A 9,518-nucleotide genomic window follows, 5' to 3' on the forward strand; every position below is an offset into this window, starting at 1 on the left:
ACCGTGCATCTTCAAGTAACCAGCTACCATAGGGCGACGCATGCTGTACCTCGTCGGTCAAAGTGGGCGCAGATGTTACCCAACACAATCATGGCTTGCAAGCCGTATCAGGCAGAAACTTCAGTTACCAGTTTTGCCAGTTCTTCGGCATAGCCGCGAACCTGAGCCTCGTCCTCGCCTTCGACCATCACGCGCACCAGAGGCTCTGTGCCGGACTTGCGCAAGAGCACACGCCCACGCCCCGCCATTGCCTGGGTTACGCGCGCGCTTGCTTCCTTGACAGCCGGATGCTCCAGCGGGCTTTCGCCACCGCCGAAACGCACATTGATCAGCACCTGAGGACACTTGCGCAACGCTTGGCGGGCTAGCGCCAGGCCTTCGTTACGCGTCTTGAGCGCCATCAGCACTTGCAGAGCCGCAATGATCGCGTCGCCTGTCGTGGTGTGATTGAAGCAGACGACATGTCCCGAGTTTTCACCACCGACCAGCCAATTACGCTCCAGCAATTCAGCAATCACATAGCGATCGCCAACATTGGCACGAATGAATGGAATCGAAAGATCGGCGAGCGCCAACTCAAGACCGAGGTTACTCATGAGGGTGCCAACCACGCCGCCCTGCAGCTTTCCACGCTCATGCAAATCACGCGCAATGATGAATATCAATTCGTCGCCATCAACAATTGCACCAGTGTGGTCGACCATCAAGACCCGATCGCCGTCACCATCAAAGGCGATTCCCAGATCAGCATGTTCAGCCAATACTGCCGCCTGCAACTGACCCATATGGGTCGAGCCGCAGTTGTCATTGATATTCAGGCCGTTGGGCTGGGCCGATAGCACGACAACGTCCGCACCAAGCTCACGGAAAACGCTTGGGGCAACCTTATAGGTCGCGCCGTGTGCGCAATCGATGACAATCTTGAGGCCAGAAAAAGTGGTGCCAGTGGGCACACTACTCTTGCAGAATTCAATGTATCGACCAGACGCATCGTTGATCCGCGAAACTTTACCAATCTTGCTCGATTCGACCACGGTCATCGGAGTGTCGAGCAGCTCTTCGATCATCAACTCCAGTTCATCCGGCAGTTTGGTGCCTTTTCCTGAAAAGAATTTGATGCCGTTATCATCATGCGGGTTGTGCGAAGCACTGATCACGATGCCGGCCTCAGCCTGGAAAGTGCGCGCCAGGTAAGCGATGGCTGGTGTCGGCATTGGACCGAGCAGCATTACATCGGCACCTGCCGATGTCAGGCCAGCCTCGAGCGCCGACTCGAACATATAGCCGGAAATTCGCGTGTCCTTGCCGACCAGCACCTTGCAGGCACCCTTCTTGCGGAACGCCATGCCAGCAGCCCAGCCAAGCTTGAGCATGAAGTCAGGAGTAATCGGATATTCACCGACTCGACCACGAATGCCATCAGTACCAAAGTATTTCTTGCTCATAAGTGCTCCATCATTCTTATTCGGCTGATTCGACGGCCGCGATCATTCGCACCACATCTACCGTTTGCGCCACATCATGGACACGCAATATACGCGCACCCTTGACTGACGCCAGTGCGGCCAGCGCAAGACCACCATACAGACGCTCGCCCACGGGACGATTCAACGCATGCCCGATCATGCTCTTGCGCGAAACACCCACCAACAAGGGGCGGCCCAACACATGCAGGGCTTCCATATGCTTAAACAAGCTTAGATTGTGCTGCAAAGTTTTGGCGAAGCCAAAGCCCGGATCGAGAATGATTCGCTCGGCCGGAATACCTGCCAATGCACATTGCGCCATGCGCTCGGCGAGAAACTCGCCGACTTCCCGAGTGACGTCATGGTACTGAGGATTGTCCTGCATATCACCCGGCTCACCGAGCATATGCATGAGGCATACCGGCAAACCGGTTGCCGCTGCCGCATCCAAAGCTCCATCACGCTGCAGTGATCGCACATCGTTGATCAGCCCTGCACCCAGTCGCGCGGTTTCGCGCATCACGGCAGGTGTCGATGTATCGACCGAGATAATCACATCGATCTCGCGGTTGATCAGCTCGACAATCGGTGCCACGCGCTCAAGCTCCTCCAACGGAGACACCGCTCGCGCGCCAGGGCGAGTGGATTCGCCGCCGACGTCAATTAGCGTCGCACCAGCCGCCACCATCGCTTCGGCGTGGCGCAAGGCCGCATCGAGCTGGCTGTATCGACCGCCATCTGAGAAGGAATCGGGAGTGACATTTAGAATGCCCATGACATGCGTCTGGGCCAAATCAAGAACCCGGTTGCCGCAAGGCAACCGGGGCAGGGACTGTACAGAAGTCATTTCAAACCTTACACGTCAGCAGCTGGACCGCCGATCGGTGTCTCCGGACGCTCATCCTGAACTACTGGAGGCGGCGGCGTACCGGTGCCACCCGACCAATCGCGAGGCTCGCGAGGCGTACGGCCAGCCATGATGTCATCGATCTGTTCAGCATCAATCGTCTCGTACTTCATCAGGGCATCGGCCATGGCATCGAGCTTGTCACGATTGTCCGCAAGGATCTGCTTGGCCGTGCCGTAGCACTGGTCAATGATGCTGCGCACTTCGGAATCGATCAGCTTGGCCGTTTCACCGGAGAAGCTGGCAGCCTGACCGCCACCGCCACGACCGAGGAACACTTCACCTTCCTCTTCGGCATACATCAGCGGACCGAGTTTTTCCGACAGGCCCCACTTGGTCACCATGTTTCGCGCGATCTGACTGGCACGCATGATGTCGTTGGAAGCACCGGTGGTCACACCGTCGAAGCCCAGGGTCATTTCTTCGGCGATACGGCCGCCATACAGCGAGCAGATCTGACTGATCAATGCACGCTTGGACAGGCTATAACGATCTTCTTCCGGCAGGAACATCGTCACACCCAGCGCACGACCGCGCGGAATGATCGACACTTTATAGACCGGATCATGCTCAGGTACGACGCGACCAACAATAGCGTGGCCGGCTTCGTGATAAGCGGTGTTGCGTTTCTCTTTCTCGGACATGACCATCGATTTGCGCTCGGCGCCCATCATGATCTTGTCTTTGGCCAGTTCGAATTCCTTCATCTCAACGATGCGCTTGCCGCTACGGGCAGCGAATAGCGAAGCTTCGTTGACTAGGTTAGCCAAGTCGGCGCCGGAGAAGCCAGGAGTACCACGCGCGATAACACCCGGAGCGACGTCGTCACCCATTGGCACTTTACGCATGTGAACCTTGAGAATCTGTTCGCGACCACGGATGTCCGGCAGACCGACCACTACCTGTCGGTCGAATCGGCCCGGACGCAGCAGCGCAGGGTCGAGTACGTCAGGTCGGTTGGTTGCAGCGATCACGATGATGCCGTCATTCATTTCGAAGCCATCCATCTCAACCAGCAATTGGTTAAGAGTCTGCTCACGCTCATCGTGACCACCACCCATGCCCGCGCCACGATGGCGACCGACGGCATCGATTTCATCGATGAAGATGATGCACGGAGCGTGCTTCTTGGCCTGCTCGAACATGTCACGGACGCGGCTCGCACCGACGCCGACGAACATCTCGACAAAGTCGGAACCGGAAATGGTGAAGAAAGGCACCTTGGCTTCGCCGGCAATTGCCTTGGCCAGCAGGGTTTTACCGGTACCCGGAGGACCGACCATCAGCACACCGCGAGGAATTCGACCGCCCAGACGCTGGAACTTGCCCGGATCACGGAGGAACTCAACCAGCTCGCCGACTTCTTCCTTGGCCTCATCGCAACCGGCAACGTCGGCCAAAGTGGTTTTCACCTGATCTTCGGACAGCAGGCGCGCCTTGCTCTTGCCGAAGCTCATCGGCCCGCCCTTGCCACCGGCACCGCCCTGCATCTGGCGCATGAAGAACATGAACACCGCGATGATCACCAGGATCGGGAAGCTGGCCACCAGAAGCTGGGTCCAGATACTTTGCTGTTCAGGCTGCTTGCCTTCAACCACAACGTGGTTGTCAACCAGATCGCCGATCAGGCCATTGTCTTGAATTGCCGGACGAATGGTCTTGAAGCTGTCGCCATCGCTGCGCTTGCCGGTAATCACATAACCATCAACGGCGACGCGCTCGACCTTTCCATCCTTGACCTGCTGGATGAAGTCGGAATAGTTGAGGGTCTGCGGCTCGTTAGGGCTGGAGAAGTTGTTCATCACCGTCACCAGGACAGCCGCGATGATCAACCACAGGATCATATACATTGACATGTCGTTCAATTAACTACCCTCTGAAGCAAGCTCCGCTACTGGCGCGCGCTTCGCATGATATTCACCGGCCTAACTTACTACATTACCTACAACTCTGGCAGGCGCCGTCTGTAACCCTTTGTGAAACACTTTCTACACAATATTCGTTAAAGCGCCCGGGGCGAAATACGAAAAACCTATCGCCCTGGTCGAAAAACCTCGTTTTACTCGCTCCGACCGCGGTAGCCCCAAGCCAGCATGTATTGCTCGCGGGAGGTGCCACGGGAAGAATCCGGCTTGATCATCTGGATCTTGTCGAATTTCTTACGAGCGTCCTTCAGGTAAATATCGAACCCTTCGCCCTGAAAAATCTTGATTACGAAATTACCACCGGGCTTGAGTATCCGCTCCGCCAAATCAAGAGCCAGCTCGCAAAGAAACATGGCTTTTGGCATATCCACTTCAGGCGTACCACTCATATTGGGGGCCATATCGGAAATCACAAGGTCCACCTGCGAATTACCCACAGCCTCAAGGATCTGAGCGAGCACTTCGTCCTGGGTGAAGTCACCCTGGATGAAAGTCACGTCCGGAATGCTGTCCATTTCCAGGATGTCCGAGGCGATCAGACGCCCCTGACCACCGATCAGTCGGCTAGTGACCTGCGACCAGCCACCGGGCGCCGCGCCCAGGTCGACAACGCTCATGCCAGGACGGATCAGCTTGTATTTTTCCTGGACCTCCAGAAGTTTGTAACTCGCACGCGAGCGGTAGCCATCCTTTTGCGCCTGCTTCACATAGGGATCATTGACATGTCTTTTCAGCCAACCAAGGCTTGTCTTGGAACGCGCCATTGGGCACCTCGATGATAAGGGTCGTGATTAATTGGGCGGATCCGCGAACCCTCGGGTAAAATGGCCGCCATTTTACAGAATCCAGACTAAAGGGTCAGATTATGCCGCTCACTCAAGAGCAGAAGAAACAGTACAAATCCATTGGCCACCATCTGAAACCAGTTTTGACTGTGGCTGACAACGGTTTGACTGAAGGTGTGTTAGCCGAACTTGAACGCGCTTTGGCGGATCACGAGCTGATCAAAATCAAGCTCAACATCCTAGATCGCGAGTCGCGCTTGGCGTCCATTGCTGAACTGTGCAAGGTCGGCAAGGCGGATCTGGTACAGGTCATCGGCAAGATGGCGCTGCTCTACCGCAAGAACTTCAGTGTCAACAAGCAGCTGTCGAACGTTCATCGCTTCAAGTGATGACAAGGGTCAAGGGTGTGCTTCGCGCACCCTGCCACTCCATCCCGGCACCGGCAGCATTACCAGCACCAGCCCGGAAAACCCCAGAACCAGATAGCTGAACACCTGCCAGCGCTGCGCATCCGGCCAGCCGACACGCACTGCGACAAACATCGCACACGCATACAACGCCATCAACAGCACCTGCCCGCGAAAATCCCGCCATAGACTGGCAAGGCCCTCGGCCTGTAACAGCACCAAAGCCTGAAATATCACGCATGCGGCGGAAAAACCCACCACCAGCATTTCAAATGCACTGGCGACTTCATCGATCAACAGCGGCGCCAGGCCAATCTTGCCCAACGCCGGCTGCAAACCGAAATGAATCAACCAGAGACCACCGACCCATAACATCTGGGTCAGTTGCCAAAGCATGGCGCCCGCATGCAGCGGGCGGCCGGCTTCAGATGTGACGGACTTCAACAATCTCGTACTCGATAACGCCACTTGGCGTTTTCACGGCGACCGTGTCGCCCTCTTCCTTGCCGATCAAGGCACGGGCCAGAGGCGAACCGACGGAAATCTTGCCAAGTTTGAAGTCAGCCTCATCCTCACCCACGATGTGGTAAGTGACGCTTTCATCAGTCTCGACGTTGGCGATTTCGACGGTAGTGCCGAAGATCACTTTGCCGGTATGAGGAATGGTCGTGACATCAATGATGACCTGATTCTGAATCCGACCCTCGATGTCACGAATCCGCGCCTCGACCATGCCCTGCTGTTCGCGGGCGGCATGGTATTCAGCGTTCTCTTTCAAGTCACCCAACTCGCGGGCCGTGCCGATGTCCTGGCTGAGCTTCGGACGGATGACCTTGGTCAGGTGAGTATGTTCTTCTTCCAGGGCTTTCGCGCCCTGGACGGTCATTGGATATTTGATCATGCCTTCAATCCTGCGTGTAGATCCTGCAAGCGACGCACGGTCTTTTCCGGACCGAACTTCAGCGCTTCACAGATAGCTTCGCCAGCAGCAATGGTAGTGGTGCAGTAAATCTTGTGCTGCAAGGCATTGCGACGAATGGAGTACGAATCGGCGATCGACTGGCGACCTTCGGTAGTGTTGATGATCAGCGTGACTTCATCATTCTTGATCATGTCGACCACGTGCGGACGACCCTCGGTCACCTTGTTCACACGGCGCACTTTCAGGCCTGCAGCTTCAATCAGCTTGGCAGTACCGGCAGTGGCAACCACTTCGAAGCCCAAGTTGATCAGATCACGGGCTACGCCTGCAACCAGTGGCTTGTCATCGTCACGCACGCTGATGAATGCAGTGCCGCCAGTCGGCAGCACTTCGCTCGCGCCCATCTGGGCTTTGGCGAAAGCTTCACCGAAGGTGTCGCCAACGCCCATCACTTCACCGGTCGACTTCATCTCAGGGCCGAGGATCGGGTCAACGCCAGGGAATTTGGCGAATGGGAACACCGCCTCTTTCACGCTGTAGAAGTTCGGGATGATTTCTTTGGTGAAGCCGATTTCTTTCAGCGTTTTACCAGCCATCACGCGAGCCGCGATCATGGCCAAGGAAACACCGATGCACTTGGACACGAACGGCACGGTACGGGAAGCGCGCGGGTTGACTTCGATGACGTAGATGTCTTCGCCTTGCAGCGCCAATTGCACGTTCATCAGGCCGACAACGCCCAGTTCCAGGGCCATTTTCTTGACCTGTTCGCGCATCTCGTCCTGGATGTGCGCCGGCAGCGAGTACGGTGGCAGCGAGCACGCGGAGTCACCGGAGTGAACGCCAGCCTGTTCGATGTGCTGCATGATCGCGCCGATCACCACGTCTTTGCCGTCGCAGACCGCATCGACGTCCATCTCGATGGCGCAGTTGAGGAAGTGGTCGAGCAGCACCGGGCTGTCGTTGGACACTTTCACCGCATCACGCAGATAGCGCTTGAGTTCTTCTTCTTCGTAGACGATTTCCATCGCACGACCGCCCAACACGTAGGACGGGCGAACTACCAGCGGGTAACCGATCTTGGTCGCGGCACGAATGGCTTCGTCTTCGCTGCGCACGGTAGCGTTTGGCGGCTGACGCAGGTTCAGGCGCTCAACCATCTGCTGGAAACGCTCACGGTCTTCGGCACGGTCGATGGCGTCTGGGCTGGTGCCGATGATTGGCACGCCAGCGGCTTCAAGGGCGCGAGCCAGTTTCAGCGGGGTCTGGCCACCGTACTGGACGATTACACCTTTCGGCTTTTCGACGCGGCAGATTTCCAGCACGTCTTCCAGGGTTACCGACTCGAAGTACAGACGGTCGGAAGTGTCGTAGTCAGTGGAAACGGTTTCCGGGTTGCAGTTGACCATGATGGTCTCGTACCCGTCTTCGCGCAGAGCAAGGGCGGCGTGTACGCAGCAATAGTCGAACTCGATGCCCTGGCCGATACGGTTTGGGCCACCGCCGAGGATGATGATCTTGTCGCGACCCGACGGCGCTGCTTCGCATTCTTCCTCGTAGGTCGAATACAGGTAGGCGGTGTCAGTAGCGAACTCGGCCGCGCAGGTGTCAACGCGCTTGTAGACCGGGAACACTTCCAGCTTGTGACGGTGAGTCCGCAGGTTCTTCTCGGTCACACCCAGCAGTTTGGCCAGACGCTGATCGGAGAAGCCTTTGCGCTTGAGCTTGAACATCAGATCGCGGTCGATAGAGGACAGACCCAGGGTCTTGACCTTCTCTTCGTCCTTGATCAGATCTTCGATCTGTACCAGGAACCACGGATCGATCATGTTCATGCCGAAAATTTCTTCGACGGTCATGCCAGCGCGGAAAGCGTCCGCCACGTACCAGATACGCTCGGCGCCCGGCACGGTCAGTTCGCGCTTGAGCACGCTCATGCTTTCCGGATTGCTCAGGTCGAGCTTCTCGTCCAGACCGCAAACGCCCACTTCCAGACCACGCAGGGCTTTCTGCAGGGATTCCTGGAAAGTTCGGCCGATAGCCATGACCTCACCAACCGACTTCATCTGAGTGGTCAGACGCGCGTCAGCCTTAGGGAATTTTTCGAAAGCAAAACGTGGCAGCTTGGTGACGACATAGTCGATCGACGGCTCGAAGGACGCCGGAGTAGCGCCGCCAGTGATTTCGTTTTGCAGTTCGTCCAGGGTGTAGCCGATCGCCAGCTTGGCCGCGATACGCGCAATCGGAAAGCCAGTGGCTTTCGAGGCCAGCGCCGATGAACGGGATACTCGCGGGTTCATCTCGATGACGACCATGCGGCCAGTGTCCGGGCAAATACCGAACTGGACGTTGGAGCCGCCGGTTTCCACGCCGATCTCGCGCAGCACCGCCAGCGAGGCATTACGCATGATCTGGTATTCCTTGTCCGTCAGGGTCTGTGCCGGCGCAACAGTGATCGAGTCACCGGTGTGCACGCCCATCGGGTCAAAGTTTTCGATGGAGCAGACGATGATGCAGTTGTCCTTCTTATCGCGGACAACCTCCATCTCGTACTCTTTCCAGCCGATCAGGGATTCGTCAATCAGCAGCTCTTTGGTCGGCGACAGATCGAGGCCGCGGGCGCAGATTTCTTCGAACTCTTCACGGTTATAAGCGATACCGCCACCGGTGCCGCCCATGGTGAAGGACGGACGGATGATGCACGGGAAGCCGAGCTTCTCGAGCACTGCGTTGGCTTCTTCCATGCTGTGAGCGATGCCCGAGCGCGGGCAGTCCAGGCCGATGGATTTCATCGCCTTGTCGAAGCGCGAACGGTCTTCAGCCTTGTCGATGGTGTCGGCGTTGGCGCCGATCATTTCCACGCCGAATTTCTCCAGAACGCCTTCGCGCTCCAGGTCGAGGGCGCAGTTCAGAGCGGTCTGGCCGCCCATGGTCGGCAGCAGCGCGTCTGGACGCTCTTTCTCGATGATTTTGGCAACGGTCTGCCATTTGATCGGTTCGATGTAGGTCGCGTCGGCCATCGACGGGTCGGTCATGATGGTGGCCGGGTTGGAGTTCACCAGGATGACGCGGTAACCCTCTTCGCGCAGGGCTTTGCAAGCCTGGG

8 protein-coding genes are annotated in these 9,518 nt (G+C 57.1%); 1 reads left to right on the forward strand and 7 read right to left on the reverse strand.

From position 1 onward, the window contains the following. Positions 1–107: 107 nt before the first annotated feature. The 4 genes from glmM to rlmE all read right to left on the reverse strand — a co-directional run bounded on the left by glmM (position 108) and on the right by rlmE (position 5,062). Positions 108–1,445 (reverse strand): phosphoglucosamine mutase, encoded by a 1,338-nt coding sequence (gene glmM / locus ACIQVE_RS26835; RefSeq protein ID WP_402814368.1) that lies wholly within the window; start codon positions 1,443–1,445, stop codon positions 108–110. 16 nt (positions 1,446–1,461) lie between these two features. Further along, positions 1,462–2,313: a dihydropteroate synthase gene (gene folP / locus ACIQVE_RS26840; RefSeq protein ID WP_402814371.1), complete on the reverse strand. Its 852-nt coding sequence runs from the start codon at positions 2,311–2,313 to the stop codon at positions 1,462–1,464. Positions 2,314–2,321: 8 nt separating this feature from the next. Further along, positions 2,322–4,229, reverse strand: coding sequence for an ATP-dependent zinc metalloprotease FtsH (ftsH, locus tag ACIQVE_RS26845; protein WP_402814374.1), 1,908 nt, complete (start codon positions 4,227–4,229; stop codon positions 2,322–2,324). Between the two features lie 203 nt (positions 4,230–4,432). After that, a complete protein-coding gene (gene rlmE, locus ACIQVE_RS26850; protein ID WP_402814377.1) occupies positions 4,433–5,062 on the reverse strand; it encodes a 23S rRNA (uridine(2552)-2'-O)-methyltransferase RlmE in 630 nt (209 codons plus the stop codon). A gap of 101 nt (positions 5,063–5,163) precedes the next feature. Between rlmE and ACIQVE_RS26855 the strand changes: the two genes are divergently transcribed. Beyond that, positions 5,164–5,472, forward strand: coding sequence for a YhbY family RNA-binding protein (locus tag ACIQVE_RS26855; RefSeq protein WP_402814379.1), 309 nt, complete (start codon positions 5,164–5,166; stop codon positions 5,470–5,472). Between the two features lie 9 nt (positions 5,473–5,481). On the opposite strand, the gene ACIQVE_RS26860 is transcribed toward ACIQVE_RS26855, so the two are convergent. From ACIQVE_RS26860 to carB, 3 genes are all read right to left on the reverse strand, one after another. Continuing rightward, positions 5,482–5,886, reverse strand: coding sequence for an MFS transporter (locus ACIQVE_RS26860; protein WP_402814409.1), 405 nt, complete (start codon positions 5,884–5,886; stop codon positions 5,482–5,484). 28 nt (positions 5,887–5,914) lie between these two features. Further along, a complete protein-coding gene (gene greA, locus ACIQVE_RS26865; RefSeq protein ID WP_402814382.1) occupies positions 5,915–6,391 on the reverse strand; it encodes a transcription elongation factor GreA in 477 nt (158 codons plus the stop codon). Continuing rightward, positions 6,388–9,518: carbamoyl-phosphate synthase large subunit (carB, locus tag ACIQVE_RS26870; RefSeq protein ID WP_402814385.1), on the reverse strand; the 3,131-nt coding region annotated here is incomplete at its 5' end. The genes greA and carB, both read right to left, overlap by 4 nt.

The sequence above is a fragment of the Pseudomonas sp. NPDC098747 genome (assembly GCF_044760045.1).
Lineage (GTDB): Bacteria > Pseudomonadota > Gammaproteobacteria > Pseudomonadales > Pseudomonadaceae > Aquipseudomonas.